Source organism: Bacteroides clarus, assembly GCF_015555825.1.
GTDB lineage: Bacteria > Bacteroidota > Bacteroidia > Bacteroidales > Bacteroidaceae > Bacteroides > Bacteroides clarus.
The window spans coordinates 25,079-49,966 of the sequence record NZ_JADNLF010000003.1 but is presented as its reverse complement, the minus strand read 5'-3'; the positions used below and the strand labels follow the sequence as shown (position 1 = coordinate 49,966).

The window sequence follows — 24,888 nt, the reverse complement described above, 5'->3', positions numbered from 1 at the left end:
ATCAGAATACACAAAGGTACATATTACAACTATATCATATTACAAACATAAATACAACAATAGAAATATATTTGTAAAAGCACTTATTTACAAACACGATATACATTATTACATTTTTATTGTATAAATGGTTAACCGTATTAAAATTAAAAGCTATAACATTGTAAATCTGAGATATAAAACATTTTATTATATCAATAGATTATAAAGATCGGGGGTATAATTAAAAACATTTGTAATATACACATCTTAGCGGGTATAATATAGGAATATACCATTGTATACCAGCTTAATATATGATTATATTAAAGCTAATATCATAACTATTTTTTATATATTCCAAGTGTTTACAAAAATACAAATGACATAAGTAAACAAACGCAGTACTCTTGTGATTTTATTAATATTACATTTTTAATTTGCTTTTGTGATTTCTATTTTTTACTTTTGTAATCAGATTAAAAAGAGATACAATTGTAATAATATCTACGCTATGAGTATAAAGGACAGATTCAAGATGATAATGGACCGGGAACAATTAACTGCGGGAGCATTTGCCGAAAGCATAGATGTAGCTCAAGCCACTATCTCCCATATTTTAAGTTCCCGCAATAATCCAAGTACGGAAGTCATTTTAAAACTGCACAAGCGATATAATGACATCAATCTTGAATGGCTGCTGACAGGGAAAGGAAATATGAGCAATAACTCCCCATCTACTGAAGATGGCGGATTTGACTATCCTTTATTCGCTGACAATCCGGAAAACCTGTCCAATGAGACGAGTGCATCAGAAAATCGCAAGGAAATCGCATTAGAAACAGCACAAAAATTACCTAAAGAGATTGTAAAACAAGAGATTATCTATAAAGAAAGACCACCCAGAAAAATAACTGAAATAAGAATCTTCTTTGATGATAATACTTATGAGACATTCAAATCGGAAAATTAAGGGGCAACTACGGCTATTTGCACAAATTCCCGTATCTTTGCAGCCAAAAGATAATTCTTCTATATAGATAATATGAAAAAATATATTTTAGATCTGACAGTGACTGAGAACGTCCGGCTGCATACCAATTATGCGCTGTTGAAATTGACTTCCTCGTCCCTGCTCCCGGAAATGCTTCCGGGACAATTTGCAGAGATTCGCGTAGATGGTTCACCCAGTACTTTCTTGCGACGTCCTATCTCTATTAATTATGTAGATAAACAACGGAACGAGGTATGGTTTCTAATTCAACTTGTAGGAGATGGAACCAGACGCCTAGGTGAAGCAAAACCAGGAGATGTAATCAATGTAGTGCTTCCATTAGGAAATAGCTTCACAATGCCTGAAAAGCCCTCAGATAAGCTCTTATTAGTAGGCGGTGGTGTAGGTACGGCACCAATGTTATATTTAGGCGGGCAATTGGCGAAAAACGGAAGCAAACCAACCTTTTTATTAGGTGCCAGAAGCGACAAGGATTTGCTGCAATTGGAAGAATTTGCTGCCTACGGGGAAGTATATACTACAACAGAAGACGGTAGTCATGGCGAAAAAGGATATGTTACCCAACATTCTATATTGAGCAAGGTGGACTTCGAGCAAATATATACCTGTGGTCCCAAGCCGATGATGATGGCTGTAGCTAAATATGCCAAAAGTAAAGATATCAGTTGTGAAGTATCTTTAGAAAACATGATGGCATGTGGCATAGGCGCTTGTTTATGTTGTGTGGAAAATACTACAGAAGGTCATTTATGTGTATGTAAAGAAGGTCCGGTTTTTAATATAAACAAACTATTATGGCAGATTTAAATGTAAACATTGGCGAATTGCAAATGAAGAACCCGGTAATGACGGCATCCGGAACTTTTGGATACGGTGAAGAATTCGCCGATTTCATCGATATATCGCGAATAGGTGGTATAATTGTAAAGGGCACTACTCTTCACAAACGTGAAGGAAATCCATATCCGCGTATGGCAGAGACTCCTTCCGGCATGTTAAACGCTGTGGGACTGCAAAATAAGGGTGTCCACTACTTTGCTGAACATATCTATCCGCGCATTAAGAATATAAAAACTAATATGATTGTAAATGTTTCAGGTTCTGCTATCGAAGATTATATGGAAACTGCTGCAATCATTAATGAACTTGTAAATATTCCTGCTATAGAATTAAATATATCCTGTCCTAATGTAAAGCAAGGTGGAATGGCATTTGGTGTCACAGCCAAAGGAGCTGAAGAAGTGGTAAAAGCTGTACGCTCAGTTTACAAAAAGACACTTATCGTAAAACTGTCACCTAATGTTACAGACATCACAGAGATAGCACGTGCAGCCGAAAATGGAGGTGCAGACAGTGTATCTCTTATCAATACCCTGTTAGGAATGGCTGTAGACGCGGAACGCAGACGTCCCATCCTTTCTACGGTGACAGGCGGCATGTCCGGAGCGGCAGTGAAACCTATTGCGCTCCGCATGGTATGGCAAGTTGCTAAGGTAGTAAAAATACCGGTCATAGGCTTAGGGGGTATCATGAATTGGAAAGATGCTGTGGAATTTATGCTTGCAGGTGCCTCCGCTATCCAGATTGGTACAGCAAACTTTATCGATCCGGCAATTACTGTGAAGGTTGCAGAAGGTATTGATGACTACCTAAACAGACATGGATATAAGTCGGTTAAGGAAATAATTGGCGCACTTGAGGTATGACAAATTACAAAGTATAGCCATTCGCAAGTTATTTTCATAAAAAAGGACATTCAAGTTGAATGTCCTTTTTCTTTTTATTTACATCTTACAGATTACTCGCCTAATAAATCAGGGCGCAACTTCCGAGTTCTTTCAAGAGACTGTTGCAACTCCCATTCCTTAATTTTAGCCTCATGGCCGGATAGTAAAATATCCGGAACTTTCCAACCTTTATAATCAGCCGGGCGTGTATATACAGGAGCGGCTAAAAGATTATCTTGAAAAGAATCGGAAAGAGCTGATTGCTCGTCAGAGATAACCCCCGGTATGATACGTACAATCGCATCGGCCATAACAGCAGCAGCTAATTCGCCACCGGTCAGTACATAGTCTCCGATACTAATTTCCTTCGTTATGAGGTGTTCGCGAATACGATAGTCAATCCCCTTGAAATGTCCGCAAAGGATAATGAGATTTTTTGCGAGAGATAGCGTATTGGCCATAGGCTGATTAAACTGTTCACCGTCCGGAGTTGTAAAAATCACCTCGTCATACTCCCGTTCCGCCTTCAAAGCATTGATACAACGTTCTATGGGTTCTATCTTCATAACCATTCCGGCAAACCCGCCAAAAGGATAATCATCTACCCGGCGATATTTATCTTCGGTATAATCACGAAGATTATGAATATGGATTTCTGCAAGCCCCTTGTTTTGAGCACGTTTCATGATGGAGCAATTGAAGAACCCTTCAATCATTTCCGGCAAAACAGTAATGATATCAATACGCATATATTTAATTTTTCCGCAAAAATAGTGTAAGTTAAGAGTAAAAGCAAAAAATATTCGGGAGAAACCCGTATTTTTGCGTTCAAACACCAGAATCATTATGACCATAAAAGAAAAGATAGACCAGCTGCGCGCCGATTTACATCGGCACAACTATAATTATTACGTATTGAATACTCCCGAAATATCTGATAAAGAGTTCGATGACAGGATGCGCGAATTACAAGAACTTGAAAAAGAACATCCGGAATATCAAGATGAAAACTCACCTACCATGCGTGTGGGGAGTGACTTGAATAAGAATTTCACTCAGGTAGCTCACAAATATCCTATGCTTTCATTGGGAAATACCTATTCTGAAAATGAAGTGACAGACTTTTACGACCGAGTGAAGAAAGCCTTGAATGAAGATTTTGAGATATGTTGTGAGTTAAAATACGACGGTACATCCATTTCACTGACTTACGAAAATGGCAAACTGGTACGTGCCGTAACTCGTGGAGACGGTGAAAAAGGCGATGATGTAACGGATAATGTAAAAACAATCCGTACCATACCATTAATACTCCATGGCAATTACCCTGCATTATTTGAAATCAGAGGAGAAATCTTGATGCCTTGGGAAGTGTTTGAAGAGTTGAACCGGGAAAAGGAAGCGCGCGAAGAACCGCTTTTCGCTAATCCACGCAATGCAGCCTCCGGAACTTTAAAGCTGCAAAATTCCGCCATTGTAGCCTCTCGGAAACTTGATGCCTATTTGTATTATCTGCTGGGAGAAGAATTGCCTTGTGACGGTCATTATGAGAATCTGCAAGCAGCAGCCGGCTGGGGATTTAAAATCTCGGAACACACAAAAAAGGCGCACAGCCTTGAGGAAGTATTTGAATACATCAGATATTGGGATACCGAACGCAAGAATTTACCGGTAGCGACAGACGGTATTGTTCTAAAAGTCAACAGTATGCGTCAACAGAAAAATCTCGGTTTTACTGCGAAATCTCCCCGATGGGCAATCGCGTATAAGTTTCAGGCAGAACGGGCTTTGACTCGCTTGAATAAAGTCACTTATCAAGTAGGACGCACCGGAGCCGTAACTCCCGTTGCCAATTTAGACCCGGTACAACTGTCCGGAACTATCGTAAAGAGAGCTTCTCTACACAATGCCGATATTATCGAAGGGCTGGATTTACATATCGGAGACATGGTTTACGTAGAGAAAGGTGGAGAAATCATTCCTAAAATTACGGGAGTAGACAAAGATGCACGCGGTATGCTTATCGGCGAAAAAGTGAAATTCATCACTCACTGTCCCGAATGTGGCAGCAAGTTGATACGCTACGAAGGAGAAGCCGCCCATTATTGTCCTAACGAGACATCCTGCCCACCTCAGATTAAAGGTAAGATAGAGCATTTTATCAGCCGTAAGGCAATGAATATCGACGGACTAGGCCCGGAAACTGTAGATATGTTCTATCGCCTGGGATTAATTAAGAATACGGCAGATTTATATCAGCTCATGACAGACGATATTAAGAACTTGGACCGTATGGGTGAGAAATCGGCGGAGAATATCATTAAAGGAATCGAAGCAAGCAAAGAGGTTCCATTTGAAAGAGTACTCTTTGCCTTGGGTATCCGCTTTGTAGGAGAAACTGTGGCCAAGAAAATAGCCAAGTCCTTTAACGATATAGACGAACTGGAAAATGCGAACCTCGAAAAACTGATAAACATCGATGAAATCGGGGAAAAAATAGCGCAAAGCATTCTGGCATACTTCGCAAATCCATTGAACCGGGAGTTGGTAGAACGTTTGAAATCCACCGGATTGCAGCTCTATCGCAGAGAAGAGGATTTAAGCGGATATACGGATAAATTGGCGGGACAATCCATTGTTATAAGCGGTGTGTTCGCGCACCATTCAAGAGACGAATACAAAGAGTTGATAGAAAAAAATGGCGGAAAGAATGTCGGTAGTATCTCTGCCAAGACCAGTTTTATCCTGGCAGGGGAGAATATGGGTCCAGCCAAATTGGAAAAAGCTCACAAACTGGGCATAAGGATTATGAGCGAAGATGAGTTTTTAGCGCTCATATCCTAACAAATTTCCACAAAAAGCTTTTTTATGGCTTATATTTGTATGGTAAATCGAAAAAAATCGTACTTTTGCGAGTCATTTAATTAGAGATTACTTTATAATACTCATGATACAGACTAGATTGAAAGGAATGGGGGTAGCGCTGATTACTCCATTTAAAGAGGATGAAAGCGTTGATTACGATGCATTGATGCGTTTAGTAGACTATCAGCTTCAAAACAACACTGATTTTTTATGCGTGCTTGGCACTACGGCAGAAACTCCGACACTGACTGAAGAGGAAAAAAAGAAAATCAAGAAGATGGTTATCGAGCGTGTGAATGGGAAAATACCTATTCTGCTTGGAGTAGGCGGAAATAATACTCGCGCTATAGTAGACACTCTGAAGAATGACGATTTTACAGGAGTAGATGCCATTCTTTCTGTCGTTCCATATTATAATAAACCTTCTCAAGAGGGAATTTACCAGCACTATAAAGCAATTTCCGAGGCTACCGACCTTCCGATTGTGCTTTATAATGTACCGGGGCGTACGGGCGTAAATATGAAAGCCGAAACCACCCTGCGTATCGCACGCGATTTTAAGAACGTAATCGCAATTAAAGAAGCATCAGGCGATATCAGCCAGATGGATGACATCATAAAAAACAAACCTGCTAATTTTGACGTTATTTCGGGCGATGACGGCATCACCTTCCCTTTGATTACCTTAGGAGCAGTTGGTATCATTTCGGTCATTGGAAACGCCTTTCCGCGCGAATTTAGCCGTATGGTACGTCTGGCATTGCAAGGAGATTATCAAAATGCGCTGACCATACACCACAAATTTGCGGAATTATTCAAATTGCTTTTTGTTGACGGTAATCCTGCCGGAGTAAAAGCCATGCTGAATGCAATGGGAATGATTGAGAATAAGCTTCGCTTGCCGCTAGTACCTACCAGAATCACGACTTTTGAAGCTATGCGCAAGATATTAAACGAATTGAATATCAAATGCTGAAACAAGCCTTATTAAACTATAAGAAGCCTCGTATAGAAATACGGGGCTTTTTTATTGCAAGAACAGGTCATATTCGCTATATTATTGTGGATTGATATGATATATATCAAAATACGGTTTGATATACATCATATTTATTTTTCATACGATGATAAAATTCTTTCCATGTAGATTAAAAATTCAGCGCCCGTATGTCGGAGAATATACAACGTCTATAAACACAAACAAAAAACCTCTACAACTATATTGCAGAGGCTTCTTGTGATCGCGACAGGATTCAAACCTGTAACCGGCTGATCCGTAGTCAGCTACTCTATTCAGTTGAGCTACGCGACCCTTTATTATTAACAAAAGTGTGACCGCGACAGGATTCAAACCTGTAACCGGCTGATCCGTAGTCAGCTACTCTATTCAGTTGAGCTACGCGGCCTTTTTGTTTAACGGGTGCAAAGATACGTACTTTTTCCGAATTAGCAAGCGATACGCAAACTTTTTTTGAAGAAAATTACTCGATAAACCGGTAATTAAACAGCTGCCAACCGAGTGTCAATCCCACATTCCACTCCTTTTTCGGTGAGCTATAATGATTTACATATGCAGAGATTGCCCCAAAAGGCAATTGGCATATCACAGAAATTTCTCCCATATATTCAAAGCGTGAGAACGCTTTTCCATAATAAGCCTTGTTCAAAGCATTCTTTTTGATAGGAAATATCGGCATGAAGCCATAAAATTCGGAACGGAACTGGAACATATCATTGAGAACAAATATAGGTTTAACTCCCGCCGCCAAAAATTGATTAGCCCGGAATGCCTCATTATACATCAACTTACTATGAGGAGTAGGAGAAAAATCCGCCGCCTGCAACATTGTTGCCGTATAATTCTCCGAAAAATTCTTCGATGAATACAGCATTTCCGCCATCCACCCCAAAGTAAACTTGGGGCTCATAGTATGATAGGCATACTTCATATAAGAGATTTGCAACCAAGACTGCCGGTCTTTAGTTGTAACGCTCGTCTCTGTCGGATTTCCCGGTATGAATCTTTCTTTCCCGCTAAAGACCTGTGCCACCAGCTTTTCAAAATACCCTTTCGTTGCATACTGTCGCGCATTCAACGTACTCCCATAAAATCCGATAGCTCCTCCCAAAAGATTATAAGTGCTCTTATCCGAACGGTCCTTATCGAAATTGATTACGCTGGATTGAAAGTAATTATCTTGCAACTTTCCGTATCCGATACTTATTTCCGCCCGTTTATTAGCCAAAAAAGGCAAGGCTACCATCAACTTTACAAAACGCTCGTCTTTAGAATTGAACGAGGGTTTATCGTTTTTAGAGAAAAGCTTGTCTTTCTTATAATAATCGAATGTACTTAAAGAAGCGATAAGACGATAGGAAGTCGGAATACGGGTAGGAAGGTCTATTTTAGCCATAAGTTGCGCATTATTATACACCTTGCCAATCTGCCCGTCGAGAGTGATTTCTTTGGAATAATAATTCAAGTTCTGATAGCCTAACCCTAAATAAATCTGGTTGGAACTGGTGGTCGAAACACTTCCCCCCATCCGTACAGAGAAATTATCTTCCATCTTCACTTTCAGATGCAGTGAATACAGGTCACTTTCAGTATCATAAACCGCATGCGGGATAATCTCCGAAATCATATTATCGGATAGCAAACGGAAATAACCACGCTTTAAATCCTCGTATGTAAACACTTCGTGGTCTTCATCATGAAATTCTTTCTTGATATACGCCTGCTGCTGCGGATTCGCTCCTTCTATATAGATGTCCCTGAAGCGGAATTGAGGCAAATTGCTTCGATACACCAGACGCCTTAAACGCACATTCTCAGCATTGACCCTCCGATGAATACGGCCTTTTATGGAGTCCATCAAACTTATAGTCCGGTTGTAGCCGATATCGTGCAACTCCTGCAGACGGTCAAAATCCAGAAGACTCACATCATCGTACTTGAACGTCATAATAATACCTAAAGAATCCGGAAGGGTATAATCCGTCTTCTGCATAATCATGTTTTCAAGCTGACTCATCAAATCATTCTCTTTCGGTTTACTGGGATTAGCGGCTACCACACTGCCTATAATGACTCCCGGCCGGAAGTCCTCACGCATAATGTCTGTCGGGAAATTATTATAAATACCACCGTCATAAGCCAAAACGCTATCAATCTCTATCGGCTTGAAAACAAACGGAAAACTCATGGAGGCACGCACCGCATCTCCCAAGTCTCCTTTACGCATAATCAGCGGCCTTTTATTATATACATCGGAAGCGATACAGCGGAAAGGCACGAACAATCGATTGAAATCACCGTTGCACGCTGCCGTAGCGCGTGCGAACAGTTCCACAAAGACCAGATTCATCTGGATGGGATTTACCATGCTTGTAGGAAGTATCTGAGGCTTGATGTGCAACGAATCCTTAAAAGAGAAACGGATATTGAAAAACTCCGGAGTCGGCCGGTTCTGCTTAAAATAGTATCCGTATTTAGGCTCTACCTGACCCGAATACCAGCGTTTGAAGTCTTCGGAACGCAACAAAGCCTCCATATCGTCAGGGGAATATCCCATAGCATATAGCGAACCGATGATAGCTCCCATAGAAGTACCGGTAATGTAGTCGATAGGGATATTATTTTCCTCCAAAGCGCGGATGATACCGATATGCGTCATGCCCTTTGCACCGCCGCCACTCAAAACAAGTCCTACTTTCTGGGCTTGCGCAAGCGGCAGAAGCAATAAACAGACTGATAAAAACAAAAGAAATCTTTTCATGAATGCAGTTTCGAGTGAAATATACTAATTTATTCAATGTTCAAATATAAACAATAGTTTCCAAAAACCTCGTATCCAACGGAAAAAAACATATTCATTACGAAAAAACAAAAAAAAAAAGGGCATTACAACTCATGCGAGTTGCAATGCCCTATATAATAGAAATCTAAAGGGGCTTATTTAATCAAGTCGATACTTCTCTTGACAAAGTTGTTCAGAGCTTCACCCTTCAGCATGCCGTTTTGAAGCAACGCCAAATCAATAAGCTGGCGGACAACTTTATTTTGGGCGGCATAGTTGGCAAACAGACCTTCTTTCTGAGATTTCAATTCTTCCCATTTCTTGTTCAAATCGTTCACTTCATCCTTTTCTGCCGTAGGAATGTCTTCATCTTTCTTGCCTTCCTGCTTCTTTTTCAGGTCATTGCGACGATTGTTTACATCGTCCATTTCTTTTTGAATCGGAGCAACGGCAGCCGCACATTCCTTGTCTTCATCAGCCAAAATCTCTTTTACCAACTTATGGTCGGCATTCAATACCAGATTGAACATGTCCGGCATTTCACCATAGAAACTCATTCCGGCTTGGATATTAGCCATTTCTTTCATACGGCGCATGTACTCGCTTTGAGTAATCATGACCGGTGAAGCGTTTTCACCCAAAGCCTGAGCCATCACGTTGAACTCTGTCTTTTCCATCTGTGGCAGCTGGCTCTTGAAGATAACAGAGAGAGCTTCCTGCTTACCGGCTTCCAAAACATCGCTTTTCTTGTCTTCCTTCACTATCAGGTTGTCAACAACATCACTGTCTACACGGGTGAAACGTACTTTCTCAAACTTCTGTTCCAGCATGCTTACCATGGCAACATCAAGTTGGCCGTCCATCAACAGTACATTATAGCCCTTGTTCTTGGCAGCCTCGATATAGCTGTATTGCTCGTCTTTGTTGTTGGCGTACAAATAAATCAGGTTACCGTCCTTGTCCGTCTGATTATCCTTTATCAAGGTCTTATACTCTTCAAAAGTATAATGCTTGCCGTCTGTATCAGAGAGAAGGGCGAAATCCTTTGCTCTATCATAGAAATCCTCTTGTGTGAGCATTCCATAGTTGATGAAGATTTTCAAATCGTTCCACTTCTCTTCAAACTGTTTGCGGTCGTTCTTGAATATGGATTGCAGACGGTCGGATACTTTCTTCGTAATATATGTAGAGATTTTCTTAACGTTAGAGTCACTCTGCAGATAAGAGCGGGATACGTTCAACGGAATATCCGGTGAATCGAGTACGCCGTGCAGCAATGTCAAAAAGTCCGGTACGATGCCCTCTACGGAATCCGTTACATATACCTGATTGCAATAAAGTTGGATTTTGTTCTTGTTCAGCTCTATATTGCTCTTTACCTTCGGGAAGTACAAGATACCTGTAAGATGGAACGGATAATCCACATTCAAGTGTATCCAGAACAAAGGTTCATCGGACATCGGATACAGGTCGCGATAGAACTTCTTGTAATCCTCGTCTTTCAATTCGCTGGGTTTCAGCGTCCACAACGGATTAGCGTCGTTAATGATATTATCTTCGGCTGTTTCAACCTGCTTACCGTCTTTCCATTCTTTCTTCTTGCCGAATGCAACGGGAATAGGCAGGAAGCTGCAATACTTCTTCAAAAGAGAAGAGATGCGCGCTTCTTCAAGGAATTCCTTGCAATCGTCGTCTATATAAAGAACGATATCCGTACCGCGTTCTGCCTTGTCCGTATCTTCGATTGTAAATTCCGGACTACCGTCACAAGTCCATTTTACGGCTTTAGCGCCATCCTGATAGGATTTGGTGATGATTTCAACCTTCTTGGCAACCATGAAAGCCGAGTAAAAGCCAAGTCCGAAATGACCGATGATGGCATTGGCGTCATTCTTATATTTCTCCAGGAAGTCGTTGGCTCCCGAGAACGCAATCTGATTGATGTATTTGTCTATTTCTTCTGCTGTCAAGCCGATACCATGATCGGATACGGTAATCGTATCCTTACCCAAAGACACGTGCACTGTCAAATCACCGGCTTCACCCTTAAACTCACCGATAGAAGCCAGTGTTTTAAGCTTCTGCGTAGCATCGACGGCATTAGAAACTAACTCACGAAGGAAGATTTCATGATCACTGTACAAAAACTTTTTGATAACGGGGAAGATATTCTCTGTAGTTACCCCAATATTTCCTTTTTGCATACTAAGTTTATATTTTCAGATTTATATTTTTATTGTTTTGGCAAACTGAACACAAAAAAAATGCCAGTCCCGAAGAACTGACATTTTGACTGTTTTATTATAAAAGCTTGTTACGCTTTGGTTATACTCAACTCGTCTTTTTCCTTATCGGCAGAGACACAAATCGTATCACCGGGCTGTAATCCGGCAGATATAATCAGCTCCGAAAGTCCGTCTTCCAGATAATTCTGAATGGCACGCTTCAACGGACGGGCGCCGAACTGTACATCATAACCTTTGGCAGCAAGGAATCTCTTGGCTTCATCATCCACAACCATCTTATAACCAATGTTTTCAACACGCTCATATAAGCCCTGCAACTCTATATCTACAATCTTCGTGATGGCATCCAATGAGAGTTGGTCAAACGTTATGATTTCATCCAGACGGTTCAGAAACTCAGGAGCAAAGGTTTTGTTCAATGCTTTCTGAATCACGCTGCGCGAGTGCTCGTTATCATCCGTACGTGCCTGTGCTGCAAAGCCTACGCCACGGCCGAACTCCTTTAATTGGCGGGTACCGATATTTGAAGTCATGATGATGACTGTATTTTTAAAGTCAATCGTTCTGCCATAATTGTCAGTAAGACGTCCTTCATCCAATACCTGCAACAAGATATTGAACACATCCGGATGAGCTTTCTCGATTTCATCCAACAGTACTATGGAATAAGGCTTCCGACGTACTTTCTCCGTTAACTGTCCGCCTTCCTCATAACCGATATAGCCCGGAGCCGCTCCAATCATACGCGATACCGTATACTTTTCCATATACTCACTCATATCAATACGTATCAGCGCATCGCTGGAGCCGAACATGTATTTAGCCAATTGTTTGGCCAAATGCGTTTTGCCCACACCGGTAGGGCCGAGGAACATAAATGTTCCGATAGGACGATTAGGGTCTTTCAAACCTACACGACTACGTAGAATCGCTTTGGTAAGTTTCTCTATTGCAGCATCTTGAGCTACAACCTTTGCCTGCAAGTCTTCTTTCATGCCCGCAAGCTTAAGGCCTTCCGCCTGAGCCATACGTTGTACCGGAACGCCGGACATCATGGATATGACATTGGCAATTTCTTCCTCACCGACAGTCTGGCGGTCGTCTTTGAGACGAGCTTCCCATTCCGCTTTCATTTCATCCAAACGAGCGGAAAGTTCTTTCTCTCTATCCCGATAGCTGGCAGCCAATTCAAAGTTCTGTGACTTTACGGCTTCGGCCTTCAACACACGTGCGTCCTCTATCAGCTTTTCCTGTTCCTCAATCTCTTTGGGAACATTGATATTCGTCAGATGCACACGCGAACCCGCTTCGTCCAAAGCATCGATGGCTTTATCCGGGAAGTTACGGTCGGTTATATAACGCTCTGACAACTTGACACATGCTTCTAACGCTTCGTCTGTATAGCTCACATTATGATGGTCCTCGTATTTCTCTTTTATATTCTTCAGTATCTGAAGGGTCTCTTCCGATGTAGTGGGTTCCACTATAACCTTTTGGAAACGACGCTCCAAAGCACCGTCTTTCTCGATATTCTTCCTGTATTCATCAAGAGTGGTAGCGCCGATACACTGTATTTCACCGCGAGCCAAAGCAGGCTTCAACATATTAGCCGCATCCATAGAACCTGCAGCAGCACCGGCACCTACAATGGTGTGAATCTCATCGATAAACAAGATTACGTTCGGATTCTTCTGCAACTCATTGATAATGGAACGAATACGCTCTTCAAACTGTCCGCGGTATTTGGTTCCGGCCACAACAGAGGCCATATCGAGCATTACCACTCGCTTGTCAAACAAGATGCGGGATACTTTCTTTTGGACAATGCGCAATGCCAGCCCCTCTACGATGGCCGATTTACCGACACCCGGCTCACCAATCAATACAGGATTGTTTTTCTTACGGCGGCTCAATATCTGCGCCAAACGTTCTATCTCACGTTCACGTCCTACAACAGGGTCAAGTTTGCCTTCTTCTGCGGCACGGGTCATGTCCGTACCGAAGTTATCCAAGACCGGAGTATCGTTGGAAGGCTTCTTCGATGCAGTCTGCGCGGAAGAAGCCGCTCCCTGTCCTGCATTGCGAGAAGAATGGGACATATTCATGTCTTCATCATCATCTTCCTCTTCTTCCGGAAATCCCATACCTGCATTCGGATTAGTAGACTGCATGGTAAGCTGTTCGAATACAGATTGATAACTTACTTGGTTTTCTTCCAGAACAGTAGCGGCCAGGTTATCTCCATCTTTCAATATGGCCAATAGCACATGTTCGGTATCAGCGGTCGCACTCTTTAAAATACGCGCTTCCAGCATACACATCTTTAATATTTTAGCGGCCATTGGCGACAATGGTACATCCGCATCGGGTAACAGGGTGTCATCTTCGGCATCCTTCAAGAAGCTTTCAATGCGTTTTTTTACTTGCTTCAAATCTATATCGAGTCTCATCAATATCTCGATAGCTTTTCCACCGCCGTCACGTAACATGCCGAGCAGAAGATGCTCCGGACCGATATATCTATTTCTCAGCCTGTTAGCTTCTTCCTTGCTATAAGTTATAATATCAGAAACTCTTTGTGAAAATTGATTGTTCATATATTTTTTATCTCCTTAATTAAAGGTTTTGAATTTACAAAGATACGCATTTCTTTATATCGCGTACCATAAACTGATTTAATAATATACAAATCCCGTGCCATAAATCATAATCTACCGGTTTTCCCTTCTACACCTTATATTATAATGCACGATGATACCGCCCGTACCAACGGTTGGTATTCGATGTACCAACCTAAGAAACTTCATGTACCTGAGCTTGGTACGGCTCGTACCTTAGTAAGGTACACCGTGTTCCAAAGGGTGGTATTTGTTTGCTACCCGTATCTATCTTATTCTTAACCGGTTATATATTCAGTAGGGAAGAGGATACCCTAACAAGGCCGTAAGCCTGGAATTCTGCAACAAAGTTTATGAGGGAAAACTTTTGTATATCGTAAAAAAGCAGTACTTTAGCGTGGTTTTTCACAAACCCGCAAATGTATAATTAATAATCTTTTTAAATGCTTGAACAAGACAGAATTATAAAGATTAACATCGAGGAGGAAATGAAGTCTTCGTACATTGACTACTCTATGTCGGTCATTGTTTCACGTGCCCTTCCGGATGTTAGAGATGGTTTTAAACCTGTTCACCGAAGAATTCTTTTCGGTATGATGGGACTGGGAAATACGTCGGATAAACCCTATAAGAAATCTGCGAGAGTTGTCGGTGAGGTATTAGGTAAATATCACCCGCACGGTGACTCTTCCGTGTACGGAGCTCTCGTCCGCATGGCACAGCCTTGGGCTATGCGCTACATGCTTGTAGACGGACAAGGTAACTATGGTTCTGTAGACGGTGACAGCGCAGCCGCCATGCGTTATACGGAATGTCGCTTGCAGAAGATTGGAGAAGAAATGATGCAGGATCTTGATAAAGAGACTGTTGATATGCAAACCAACTTCGACGACTCGTTACTGGAGCCGACCGTAATGCCTACCCGCATTCCAAATCTACTCGTAAACGGTGCTTCCGGTATCGCTGTAGGTATGGCCACAAATATGCCGACTCATAATCTATCCGAAGTGATAGACGCCTGCGTCGCATACATTGACAATAACGATATTGACATTGAGGATTTAATGACTTATGTCAAAGCTCCCGATTTCCCGACAGGCGGTTATATCTATGGCATGAGCGGTGTGCGCGAAGCCTATCTGACAGGTCGCGGACGTGTCGTAATGCGTGCCAAAGCGGAGATTGAGACAACTTCCACTCACGACAAGATTATCGTCACCGAGATTCCTTACGGAGTGAATAAGGCCGAATTAATCAAATCTATTGCCGATTTGGCCAACGAAAAGAGAATAGAGGGCATTTCCAACGCCAATGATGAGTCTGACCGTGAAGGCATGCGTATCGTCATCGACGTGAAGCGTGACGCCAACGCCAGCGTAGTACTGAACAAGCTCTACAAGATGACATTGTTGCAGACATCTTTCGGTGTAAACAATGTGGCATTGGTACATGGACGTCCCCGTTTATTAAACCTGAAAGACCTTATCAAGTATTTCGTAGAGCATCGTCACGACGTAGTTATCCGCCGCACACAATATGATTTACGTAAAGCTAAAGAACGCGCTCATATTTTAGAGGGGTTGATTATCGCATCGGACAATATTGACGAGGTAATCAAAATCATCCGTGCCGCCAAAACTCCGAATGACGCAATCAGCGGGCTGATGGAACGCTTTGAATTGACTGAAATTCAATCACGTGCCATTGTAGAAATGCGTCTGCGTCAGCTAACCGGACTTATGCAGGATCAGCTTCATGCCGAGTATGAGGAAATCCAAAAGCAGATTGCTTATTTGGAAGAAATCCTCGTTAACGATGAGCTTTGCCGCAAGGTTATCAAAGATGAATTAATCGAGATTCAAAATAAATACGGTGATGAACGCCGTTCTGAAATCGTTTATTCATCGGAAGAATTCAATCCGGAAGATTTCTATGCGGATGACGAAATGATTATCACCATTTCTCACATGGGATATATCAAGCGTACGCCGTTAAGCGAATTCCGCGCGCAAAACCGAGGTGGGGTAGGTTCTAAGGGAACAGAAACACGCGATGAAGACTTTGTAGAGCATATTTATCCTGCAACAATGCACAATACCATGATGTTCTTCACTCAAAAAGGTAAGTGTTATTGGCTGAAGGTCTATGAAATACCCGAAGGAACGAAGAACTCCAAGGGACGTGCCATTCAGAACCTGTTGAACATAGACTCTGATGACGCCGTAAATGCATATCTGCGCGTGAAGAACCTGAACGACCAGGATTTCATCAACAGCCATTATGTACTGTTCTGCACAAAGAATGGTGTTATTAAAAAAACATTGCTCGAACAATATTCCCGTCCTCGCCAAAACGGTGTCAATGCCATTACTATTCGTGAAGACGACCGCGTAATCGAGGTACGCATGACTAACGGTAACAATGAAATTATCATTGCCAATCGTAACGGACGCGCTATTCGTTTCCACGAAAACGCAGTACGCGTAATGGGACGTACAGCTACCGGCGTACGTGGTATGACACTCGATGAAGACGGACAAGACGAAGTTGTTGGAATGATTTGCATCAAAGACCCTGAAGCCGAAACAATCATGGTTGTGTCAGAGCAAGGATATGGTAAACGTTCTGATATTGAGGATTATCGTAAGACAAACCGTGGCGGTAAAGGCGTAAAAACCATGAATATTACCGATAAGACCGGTAAGCTGGTAACAATCAAGTCTGTAACAGATGAGAATGATTTAATGATTATCAATAAATCAGGTATCACCATCCGTCTGAAAGTAGCTGATGTCCGCATCATGGGACGTGCCACCCAGGGAGTACGACTAATAAATCTTGAAAAGCGTAATGACGAGATCGGTTCCGTATGTAAGGTTACCTCCGAAAATGAAGAGGATATTATCGCAGAAGAAGATGACACCGCATCAGAAGCCCCTCAAAACGAAATAAATAATGAAAATGAAGAATAGACATAATATTAATTTAAAATTTTCTACAATCATGAAAAGAGTACTATTTTCAATGGTTTTACTGCTTGCTGCCGGCTTCACTTTTGCTCAGGAGAAGAACGTAAAAGAAGCTAAAAGCATTGCCAACGAAGTAAAACCAAACTTTGCCCAAGCAGAGAAACTTATCAATGGAGCCTTGACGAATGCCGAGACTAAGGACAACGCTGAGACATGGGATGTAGCAGGATTTATCCAAAAGAGAATCAATGAGAAGGAAATGGAGAATGCATATTTGAGAAAACCTTATGATACTCTTAAAGTGTACAACAGCGCATTGAACATGTGCAAATACTACTTTAAATGTGATGAGCTTGCACAAATTCCTAATGAAAAAGGTAAAATCAAAAACAAATACAGAAAATCTAATAGTGCTGCTATATTAGCTGCACGTCCTAATTTGATTAATGGCGGTATCCAATTCTTTAATCTGGATAAGAACAAAGAAGCACTCGATTTCTTTGCAACTTATGTAGATGTTGCCATTAATCCGATGTTTGAAAAAGAAAATCTGCTTCAAACAGATACCGTATTGCCTCAAATTGCTTATTATGCAAGCTTAGCTGCAGCCAAAATGGAAGATTACCCAAGTGTGCTGAAATATGCTCCTTATGCAAAAGAAGATAAAGAAGTGGGTAAATATGCCATGGAATTTATTTCTACAGCATTGAAAGCTCAAGGCGATACTATCAAATGGATTGCTTCCTTGAAAGATGGTATTCAAAAGTATCCTGAACATTCATTCTTCTTCGGCCATCTGATTGATTATTATAGCAATAACAATAAGTTTGACGAAGCAATGCAGTTTGCAGATGATATGCTGGCTAAGGATCCTAATAATACATTTTATTTGTATGTAAAAGGATATCTTTATCATAACATGAAAGATTATGATAAAGCTATTGAGTTCTACAAAAAGACTATTGAAGTAGATCCTAACTACGCAGAAGCATATTCTAATTTAGGTTTAATCTATTGCTTGCAAGCACAGGATTTCTCAGAGAAGGCTACTACTGATGTCAATGATCCGAAATACAAAGAAGATCAAGCTACACTGAAAGTTTTCTATGAAAAGGCTAGACCTAATTATGAAAAAGCAAGAGAACTGAAACCTGATCAGAAAGATTTATGGTTGAATGGACTGTACCGAGTATACTATAACTTGCAAATGGGTCCGGAATTCGATGAAATTGATAAGATGATGCAATAATAATAAAAAGAGAGATAGCTCACATTTGGCGCTATCTCTCTTTTACATATTTTATTTATAGTGATATTCTATGAGAGGAGTAGTTATTTCTTTTTTAGTAACCTTCTTGATATATTAAACATAATCACGATTATAAATAAAAAGATTCGATCTAAAATAAAGACCTTATTCTGTATAAGTACTTATTAATGTTAGATAAATTAAGGCTGTCCATAGATAACCAATAATGGCGTATCAGAATGAAAAATCATCTTTCTGGCAATTCCTGGATTGAATAAACGAGAAAATATATTTCGTTTATATGATGTCAATGTAATAATATCTATCTGGTTGGTTTTAATATAGTTATCTAAGCTATTAAGAAAATCATCATTTTTCACCACATCATAGTAAATATCCAATTGCGGATATTGTTTTTGAAAATACTCCTTAATACCACCTAACTTTATCTCATTCCAAGTATCTTTTACATCAGCAAGATGTATTAAAGATACGGAAAAATGAAATGGTTTCAAACTATTAATCAATGAATCAAAAGCTATTAAATCACGTTGATCAAAATTTGTAATAAATGCGATACGCTTGACTTCGCTAAACTGCTTAAATGGTGTATTCTCAGGAATAGCTAAAACAGGTACACGGCTACGTTCAATAATTTCGGCCGTTACACTACCAATCAAATCAATATCCTTTTGATTTTTACCACGTGTACCCATAATAATAATCCTTGGACGGTTTTCTTTAGAATAGCGCAATATTTCTTCTTCCGGAATACCTTCCCTTAAGACACAAGTATACTTTACATCAGGAAATTCTCCGGAAGCGACTTTAGCTTTTACCTTATCGGACAAAGCGTTTAAATCCGAATGCACCTTTTGCAATATGTTTCTTACATTTTCTTCATCACTCAGTTGATAATTAAACACATCACCGTATGGTAATGATGTCGCATAGATAGGTGTAAAATAAACATGAAGTAAAATAACTTCAGCATCTATATTTTTTGCAAAATTAAAGCCGAATTCGCAGGCTTTCAACGAATAGTTTGAAAAATCGACAGGAATCACAACCTTGTTACTTCCTTTCTCTATTTTAGGGGCCTTCTCTCCTACTACTTCTTCAGACAGCCATGCTGAACTTTCAGTGATTTTCAGAGCATGCGGTAAGTCACTTTCTTTTATACGGACACGTACCCCGGAAGATACAACCGGCTGTATCTGATTCACATTATGGATGTAAGTCTCAATACCTTCATTCTCAAGAACATTCTTCAGTATCTGTGCCTTGGCATACGTCAGAATCGCTAATGTTACTAATTTATCTTCCATAAGTCATCTTATTATATCGTTTATAAAACACACAAGAAATCCCAATTGTTTCTCAGCAATTGGGATCCTTTTTACTCTCTCTTCTTAAGCCTGAACGGGTTCAGCAGTTTCACCTGCCATTTCGTCTAAAATCTTTAAAGCCCGGTCAAGAACGGTAGTATCATCAATCATTACTAAACCGCCATCCGGACCGGGTTCCAAATGAATCCCAACACTTTTACCTTCCTTAAAGTTATGACCACCAAAAAAATTTCTTACAGTGTCAACGTTAAGTCCGAGTTCATCGGCTATTCTATGCATACTACCGCTAGGTAATGAGTCTTTGATCTTACGGAGTTCATTAAATGTTATTGTTCTCATATTCATAAATTTAATGTTAATACTTTGGATATTTCTTTATCACGCTATAAACTTAAGGAAAAAAAAAGATAAAACAAACTATTTACTTGTATTTTTCCATTATATGTTTAACATTTCCATAAATACAAAAAGAACCCGCATGAAGTAAAAGAAACCTGTTTTCTTTTATATATCATACGGGCTTTATATTCAGCTATAAGCTTATCCTAAATCACTTCTATTGCAGAAGCAGGAACCCATCCCACTTTACCATCTTCTAAACGAATTTCTTTCCACTCACGCATAGAATTATCCTTAATTTCAATTTTATGTCCCTCATGCAGAACAAACAAACTAGTACCACTCTCACTAGGAGTACTACGTACTGTGACACTTGGAGACAAGATTATGGCATTATTTCTATTCATCAACTCTGTTTTTTGTTCTGAAGCGAAAACATTACTTAATACAACAAATATTAAGAATACAATTCCCGCAATAAATCCACTCTTCTTCCATACGATCTGTTTGGAAAAGAAGAAAAGAGAAAAGGATACAAGCAGAAGAATAAAAAATACGATGCCTAATTTGGCCCAGGCATCTACACTTAAGCAATTTATCAAAGATTTAGTCCAAGTAACAAAAAAGATATCAGGTACTGAAACGACCTTATCTATCGTTTTAGAACGTGCAATCTCCAAATTCGCACGCACATCAGCATTTCCCGGTTGCAACAGCAAAGCGCGTTCATAATTCAAAATAGCTTTGGCTATATCATCAGTTTTATAATAGCTATTACCTAAATTATAATAGATTTCGGCCGCTTCCCCTTTTGTCAACAGACTCTCGTAAATTTGAATAGCAGAAGCATAATCATTTCGCATATATGCACTATCACCTTGTGCTTTTGTTACATTATCATCTGACAGTTTAGTCGCAGCGAATTCTGTATGTGAGCCTATGGAAACAGAGTCTTTAGCAACAGCCAAAGTATCTTCTGTGGCTACATCTTGTCCCCAGACAACTAACACCATTAAAAAACTCAAGGTTAAGGATATTATTTTCTTCATTATTGTGTCCTCCCAATTAATGTTTTATAGAGTTTTCCATTTTGCTGATAACTTCCAAAGAGTCCGAATAAACCTTATCCATGGCCTGATTATCATCTCCGGGAGCGAAACGGGCAAACTCACAATTATTCAATGCATCAAGGAAATCTTTTATCAATACTTCATCCACACCATATTTGCGAAGTTCCCCTTCAATATTATCTTTAGACAAACGTGAAACCGGAATACTCAACTTATCACTAATATACCCCCACAATGCCTTCAAAACCTCATCATAAAAGGCATCTTTCTTATTATCAACCAATAATTTACCAGCCAGCTTCATACGTTTTACAGCTACTTTATTTGCTTTCTTCGTACGCATTTTAGCAACATTGGCATTGGCAGCAATTTGTTTACGATAAATAACAAAGAATAGGATAAATGCAATACCAGGCACAATATAGAATAACCAGCAAAGCAAAGAGCCAAAGAAAAAGTCACCCTTCTGAGAAAGCGTTACGTTATTCTGCTTAATATAACGTATATCCTCATTCAGAACCTTTAAATCTTCCTTATTAGTGAAGTTGGCAATAGTTTGAGCGGCATTACCGCTACCTTTTTCAACATGAAGCTCATATTCCTCGGTTGTTAAAGTCTTATATTCCCGAGATTTAATATCAAAATAACTGAACTTCACAGCCGGAATCTTATACGTTCCCGCATTACGGGGAATAGCAAGATACTCAATTACCTGGCTACCTGAAAGCCCGGCATTTGTCAAACGGAACTTATTATCAACTTTCGGATCATATACTTCAAAGTCTTCAGGGAATTTTACTTCCGGAGTAGAAATTAATTTCAAATTACCTGTACCGGAAATAACAAGCTTCACTGTAACAGCATCATTTGTTTTAACATTCGTGCTATTTATAGAAGAAGAAATACTGAACTCTCCCACTCCGCCAGAGAACCCTGCGGGCTTACCTTCCGGTAAAGCTTTCACGTCAACTGTCAATTGAGGAGTCACTAACGTTTTCTTTACTTCCACATAATTATTACCACCATTGAAAAATGCCTCAAAAGGATCGTCTACATGAGTAGCTTTAGCTATCGATGCGTCAAAGCGCGCCGCATCGATGGTTATCTTTCCCGATTGTTGCGGAAATAGTACAAATTGGCGATATACAGTTGTTTGATAGTTTCTTCCTTTATAATGTTCAAGGCTCCACTTGCGGTCATTAGGCAGTTCTACTTCTTGCGAATGAAACCCCTTAAAATCAGGAAGTTTCACATTATCAAAACCACGCAAATCCACTAAAGTATATATCTTATACGTCAACAAGAACGCCTCTTGCTCATATAAATTTGTCTTACTGGCCGTAGCAGTAATAAACAAATCACTATTTGAAACTGACGTTCCTGATGAAGCACGGCTTGTCGAACCGCTTTGTCTTCCACCATTTCCGGAAGCTCCCCCGCCCGCTTGGTCGGCAGGAAGTACATTTATGTGTACAGAATTGGAAACCATCTGATTACCTTCAGCCGTTATAGTGGCCCCTGGAATAGTAAAACTCCCCTCTGCAGTAGCCATTAAAATGTATGTAAATGTAATACTGCTGGTAGAGGTTGTTTCCCCATTAATAATCTGTACACTTTTTTGTTGGGAACGACTCGGCCCCATAAGCACATCAAATCCTTTTATGGAAGGAGTCCGGAAGTCCCTCACTTTCTGTGTAGTCACTGTATATGATAGCCTGAACTGATCACCTACCGCCACAGCATCAGGGGCAGACGCAGTAAACGATACCTTACCATCGGCAAAAGCATGTATACTGACTATCATCAGTGCCATCCATAAGAAAACTATTTTTCTCATATATATTTCTTATTATATTTATTACCAATCCTTTTCTAAACGACCACCTTGGATAACTTGCTGTTTTTTAACCTTATCCTGTACGTCTTTTTCATCCTGCATCACAGAATTCAAAAGTTGTTCGGCATTTTCTTTAGACATCTCATTGTCCTTTTTCTGCGGCTGAGGTGGTTGTTGCTGATCTTTATTCTGTTGCTGGTCTTTATTCTGCTCTTGCTTATCCTCTTGTTGATCTTGCTTCTGCTGCTGTTGATTTTGATCTTGATTTTGCTGGTTCTGCTGCTGGTCTTTCAACATCTTCTGAGCCAAAGCCAAGTTATAACGTGTTTCATCATCTTTCGGATTATTACGCAATGACTGTTTGTATGCTTCTACCGCCTTTGCATAATCCTTTTGCGACTGAAAAATCACTCCCATATTATGATAAATCTGAGCCAATCCATCCTTGTTCTTTTCCATTTTCGTGGCAGCAACATATTGTTCCATAGCCTCCTGCAACTTATTCTGCTGCGCCAGTGTATTTCCAAGATTAAACATAGAAACTGTAGACTGAGGGTTCACTTCCAATGCCTTACGGTAATTCACCTCAGCATTGACATACACGCTGTCTTTGAAAAAGCGGTTTCCTTTACGAATAAAATCACGTTCGGCTTTTTGAGCCGAAGCCGTAACTGCCATCAACAGCAGTAAAACCAATCCTATATATCTCTTCTGTAACATACGCATCATTTCTTATTGGAAAATAAATGAATATTACGGAACAAAGGGTTCTTACGTTCCAATATCAGCATTTCAGCCAATAATAACAATAAAATAATCCATGCCACAGCCTGGAATTGCTCATTGAATTCTGTATATACCTGTGTTTCCACATCAGCCTTCGCCATTTTATTGACTTCCTGACTAATCGCCTTTTGAGCGCCGTTTGTGTTATCTACACGCACATAAATACCATTACCGGCCTTCGCTATCTCCTGACACATCTGTTCGTTCAGGCGGGTTACAATCACATTCCCGTCACGGTCACGACGATAATCATTGGTTCCTTCCGCCGGAATAGGTGCTCCTTCGGGCATACCCACACCAAGTACATTCACCTGAATACCTTTCTCGGCAGCAGCTTTGGCAGCTTCTACCGCACCACCTTCATGGTTTTCACCATCAGTTATGACAATCACCGCACGCCCTACACCTTCTTGAGGCGTAAAACTGCGGGAGGCTAAATTAATGGCTGCCCCAATTGCCGTACCTTGTTTAGAAATCAATGACGGATCAATGGATTCCAAAAACATCTTGGCTGATATATAATCACTTGTGATAGGAAGTTGCGTAAATGCATCACCTGCAAATACAATCATACCTACCTTATCATTTTCCATTTTATCCACCAACTGTGCCACCAGTCTCTTCGCCTTCTGCAATCGGCTGGGCTGCACATCTTGCGCTAACATCGAATTGGAAATATCCAATGCAATCATCACTTCCACTCCCTGACGCTTCACTGTTTCCAGTTTAGAACCGAACTGGGGACGAGCCAACAGTACGGCAAACAGTCCGATAGCAGCAAACACCATCCAAAATTTCACATCCGGACGGTATTTGGACACATCCGGCATCAGCTGTGCCATCAGTACCGGATCACCGAATTTACGGATATTCTTTCGCCGCCGATAATTGGAATATAAGTAGAAGGCTGCCAGCAAGGGCAGCAACAGCAACAAGTACAAATATGCAGGTTCTTCAAATCGAAACATCTTCTTATTTACTAATTTACGATTTACTATTTACTAAATTTGCGTACGATACAAAATATATCAGAGGAAAA

At 40.5% G+C, this 24,888-nt stretch carries 17 protein-coding genes and 2 tRNA genes; 7 read left to right on the top strand and 12 right to left on the bottom strand.

What is annotated here, in order from left to right:
• Positions 1-493: 493 nt before the first annotated feature.
• From I2F54_RS04255 to I2F54_RS04245, 3 genes are all read left to right on the top strand, one after another.
• Positions 494-952 carry a helix-turn-helix domain-containing protein gene (locus tag I2F54_RS04255; protein WP_195500593.1) on the top strand — a complete coding sequence of 153 codons (459 nt, stop codon included), beginning with the start codon at positions 494-496 and terminating at the stop codon, positions 950-952.
• Between the two features lie 72 nt (positions 953-1,024).
• Positions 1,025-1,801 (top strand): dihydroorotate dehydrogenase electron transfer subunit, encoded by a 777-nt coding sequence (locus I2F54_RS04250; RefSeq protein ID WP_009120903.1) that lies wholly within the window; start codon positions 1,025-1,027, stop codon positions 1,799-1,801.
• On the top strand, positions 1,789-2,700 hold the full coding sequence (locus tag I2F54_RS04245) for a dihydroorotate dehydrogenase (RefSeq protein WP_195500592.1): 912 nt from the start codon (positions 1,789-1,791) through the stop codon (positions 2,698-2,700). The genes I2F54_RS04250 and I2F54_RS04245 overlap by 13 nt, the downstream gene beginning before the upstream one ends.
• Before the next feature lie 92 nt (positions 2,701-2,792).
• Here I2F54_RS04245 and trmD read toward each other — a convergent pair whose 3' ends face one another.
• Complete coding sequence (gene trmD / locus I2F54_RS04240) at positions 2,793-3,470, bottom strand: tRNA (guanosine(37)-N1)-methyltransferase TrmD (protein ID WP_022219095.1); 678 nt, start codon at positions 3,468-3,470, stop codon at positions 2,793-2,795.
• Positions 3,471-3,567: 97 nt separating this feature from the next.
• Here trmD and ligA point away from each other — a divergent pair, with 97 nt between their 5' ends.
• Both ligA and dapA read left to right on the top strand, forming a co-directional pair.
• Complete coding sequence (gene ligA, locus I2F54_RS04235) at positions 3,568-5,565, top strand: NAD-dependent DNA ligase LigA (protein ID WP_195500591.1); 1,998 nt, start codon at positions 3,568-3,570, stop codon at positions 5,563-5,565.
• A gap of 103 nt (positions 5,566-5,668) precedes the next feature.
• Complete coding sequence (gene dapA, locus I2F54_RS04230; protein WP_022219094.1) at positions 5,669-6,562, top strand: 4-hydroxy-tetrahydrodipicolinate synthase; 894 nt, start codon at positions 5,669-5,671, stop codon at positions 6,560-6,562.
• Between the two features lie 262 nt (positions 6,563-6,824).
• On the opposite strand, the gene I2F54_RS04225 is transcribed toward dapA, so the two are convergent.
• The 5 genes from I2F54_RS04225 to I2F54_RS04205 all read right to left on the bottom strand — a co-directional run bounded on the left by I2F54_RS04225 (position 6,825) and on the right by I2F54_RS04205 (position 14,229).
• Positions 6,825-6,898 (bottom strand) — tRNA-Arg (locus I2F54_RS04225).
• 20 nt (positions 6,899-6,918) lie between these two features.
• Positions 6,919-6,992 (bottom strand) — tRNA-Arg (locus I2F54_RS04220).
• 75 nt (positions 6,993-7,067) lie between these two features.
• Positions 7,068-9,365: a patatin-like phospholipase family protein gene (locus I2F54_RS04215; protein WP_009120898.1), complete on the bottom strand. Its 2,298-nt coding sequence runs from the start codon at positions 9,363-9,365 to the stop codon at positions 7,068-7,070.
• Between the two features lie 176 nt (positions 9,366-9,541).
• Positions 9,542-11,590: a molecular chaperone HtpG gene (gene htpG, locus I2F54_RS04210; protein WP_195500590.1), complete on the bottom strand. Its 2,049-nt coding sequence runs from the start codon at positions 11,588-11,590 to the stop codon at positions 9,542-9,544.
• A 110-nt stretch (positions 11,591-11,700) separates the two neighbouring features.
• On the bottom strand, positions 11,701-14,229 hold the full coding sequence (locus I2F54_RS04205; protein WP_087426375.1) for an ATP-dependent Clp protease ATP-binding subunit: 2,529 nt from the start codon (positions 14,227-14,229) through the stop codon (positions 11,701-11,703).
• A gap of 464 nt (positions 14,230-14,693) precedes the next feature.
• On the opposite strand from I2F54_RS04205, the gene gyrA reads away from it, so the two are divergent.
• Together gyrA and I2F54_RS04195 are read left to right on the top strand one after the other, a co-directional pair.
• Positions 14,694-17,222 carry a DNA gyrase subunit A gene (gene gyrA, locus I2F54_RS04200; RefSeq protein ID WP_195500589.1) on the top strand — a complete coding sequence of 843 codons (2,529 nt, stop codon included), beginning with the start codon at positions 14,694-14,696 and terminating at the stop codon, positions 17,220-17,222.
• Positions 17,206-18,468: a tetratricopeptide repeat protein gene (locus I2F54_RS04195; RefSeq protein WP_009120894.1), complete on the top strand. Its 1,263-nt coding sequence runs from the start codon at positions 17,206-17,208 to the stop codon at positions 18,466-18,468. Before gyrA ends, I2F54_RS04195 begins: the two co-directional genes overlap by 17 nt.
• A gap of 200 nt (positions 18,469-18,668) precedes the next feature.
• Here I2F54_RS04195 and I2F54_RS04190 read toward each other — a convergent pair whose 3' ends face one another.
• The 6 genes from I2F54_RS04190 to I2F54_RS04165 form a co-directional block, all read right to left on the bottom strand.
• A complete protein-coding gene (locus tag I2F54_RS04190) occupies positions 18,669-19,796 on the bottom strand; it encodes a universal stress protein (RefSeq protein ID WP_009120892.1) in 1,128 nt (375 codons plus the stop codon).
• A gap of 84 nt (positions 19,797-19,880) precedes the next feature.
• Entirely contained in the window at positions 19,881-20,162 is a 282-nt protein-coding gene (locus I2F54_RS04185) for a hypothetical protein (protein ID WP_005654248.1), read from the bottom strand.
• A gap of 200 nt (positions 20,163-20,362) precedes the next feature.
• Positions 20,363-21,205 (bottom strand): tetratricopeptide repeat protein, encoded by an 843-nt coding sequence (locus I2F54_RS04180; RefSeq protein WP_195500588.1) that lies wholly within the window; start codon positions 21,203-21,205, stop codon positions 20,363-20,365.
• A gap of 16 nt (positions 21,206-21,221) precedes the next feature.
• Positions 21,222-23,063, bottom strand: a complete 1,842-nt coding sequence (locus I2F54_RS04175; RefSeq protein ID WP_022219085.1) for a BatD family protein — start codon at positions 23,061-23,063, stop codon at positions 21,222-21,224.
• A gap of 21 nt (positions 23,064-23,084) precedes the next feature.
• A complete protein-coding gene (locus I2F54_RS04170) occupies positions 23,085-23,792 on the bottom strand; it encodes a tetratricopeptide repeat protein (RefSeq protein WP_087411974.1) in 708 nt (235 codons plus the stop codon).
• On the bottom strand, positions 23,789-24,817 hold the full coding sequence (locus tag I2F54_RS04165) for a VWA domain-containing protein (protein ID WP_009120887.1): 1,029 nt from the start codon (positions 24,815-24,817) through the stop codon (positions 23,789-23,791). The genes I2F54_RS04170 and I2F54_RS04165 overlap by 4 nt, the downstream gene beginning before the upstream one ends.
• Positions 24,818-24,888: the final 71 nt, after the last annotated feature.

Coding starts and splice junctions, on each gene's coding strand:
- I2F54_RS04245 (WP_195500592.1), top strand. CDS start 1,789: ATGGCAGATTTAAATGTAAACATTGGCGAATTGCAAATGAAGAACCCG.
- I2F54_RS04205 (WP_087426375.1), bottom strand. CDS start 14,229: ATGAACAATCAATTTTCACAAAGAGTTTCTGATATTATAACTTATAGC.
- I2F54_RS04195 (WP_009120894.1), top strand. CDS start 17,206: ATGAAAATGAAGAATAGACATAATATTAATTTAAAATTTTCTACAATC.
- I2F54_RS04255 (WP_195500593.1), top strand. CDS start 494: ATGAGTATAAAGGACAGATTCAAGATGATAATGGACCGGGAACAATTA.
- htpG (WP_195500590.1), bottom strand. CDS start 11,590: ATGCAAAAAGGAAATATTGGGGTAACTACAGAGAATATCTTCCCCGTT.
- I2F54_RS04250 (WP_009120903.1), top strand. CDS start 1,025: ATGAAAAAATATATTTTAGATCTGACAGTGACTGAGAACGTCCGGCTG.
- gyrA (WP_195500589.1), top strand. CDS start 14,694: ATGCTTGAACAAGACAGAATTATAAAGATTAACATCGAGGAGGAAATG.
- I2F54_RS04215 (WP_009120898.1), bottom strand. CDS start 9,365: ATGAAAAGATTTCTTTTGTTTTTATCAGTCTGTTTATTGCTTCTGCCG.
- ligA (WP_195500591.1), top strand. CDS start 3,568: ATGACCATAAAAGAAAAGATAGACCAGCTGCGCGCCGATTTACATCGG.
- I2F54_RS04190 (WP_009120892.1), bottom strand. CDS start 19,796: ATGGAAGATAAATTAGTAACATTAGCGATTCTGACGTATGCCAAGGCA.
- dapA (WP_022219094.1), top strand. CDS start 5,669: ATGATACAGACTAGATTGAAAGGAATGGGGGTAGCGCTGATTACTCCA.
- trmD (WP_022219095.1), bottom strand. CDS start 3,470: ATGCGTATTGATATCATTACTGTTTTGCCGGAAATGATTGAAGGGTTC.
- I2F54_RS04165 (WP_009120887.1), bottom strand. CDS start 24,817: ATGTTTCGATTTGAAGAACCTGCATATTTGTACTTGTTGCTGTTGCTG.
- I2F54_RS04175 (WP_022219085.1), bottom strand. CDS start 23,063: ATGAGAAAAATAGTTTTCTTATGGATGGCACTGATGATAGTCAGTATA.
- I2F54_RS04185 (WP_005654248.1), bottom strand. CDS start 20,162: ATGAATATGAGAACAATAACATTTAATGAACTCCGTAAGATCAAAGAC.
- I2F54_RS04180 (WP_195500588.1), bottom strand. CDS start 21,205: ATGAAGAAAATAATATCCTTAACCTTGAGTTTTTTAATGGTGTTAGTT.
- I2F54_RS04170 (WP_087411974.1), bottom strand. CDS start 23,792: ATGATGCGTATGTTACAGAAGAGATATATAGGATTGGTTTTACTGCTG.